The 352-nt window shown below is 64.8% G+C and carries 1 pseudogene; it reads right to left on the reverse strand.

Annotated elements, in window-relative coordinates:
* Positions 1-302 (reverse strand): annotated as a pseudogene (locus tag PZH32_RS11835) (PhoH family protein); the annotation flags it as partial.
* Between the last annotated feature and the right edge of the window lie 50 nt (positions 303-352).

Below are 352 nucleotides of genomic sequence, written 5' to 3' on the forward strand. Positions count from 1 at the left end.
CGGATATAAGGGTCCACCTTCTCGAAGAGCTTTCCCGGCAGAAACCCCAGATTCTCCCCTGCCTCCACAATGGGGCGCGACAAGATGATGCGGCCCACTTCCTTGCGCTTGAGGGCCGCCACGGCCATGGCCATGGCCAGATAGGTTTTGCCCGTGCCCGCCGGTCCGATAGCGAAGGTGACGGTTTGGTCGCGGATGGCGTCGACGTAATGCTTCTGGCCAGCGGTTTTCGGGCGAATGGCCCGACCGCGGTAGGACAGCAGCACGTCCTCCCGCAGCGCCGTGGGCGAAACCCCGGACGTACCCTACGTGCAGCGAGCCGTCGAGCTTCTGCGCCGGGCCGTGTTTTCGC

Origin of the sequence: Adlercreutzia equolifaciens, from assembly GCF_029076695.1 — a bacterium.
In the GTDB taxonomy this organism is placed as follows: domain Bacteria; phylum Actinomycetota; class Coriobacteriia; order Coriobacteriales; family Eggerthellaceae; genus Adlercreutzia; species Adlercreutzia equolifaciens_A.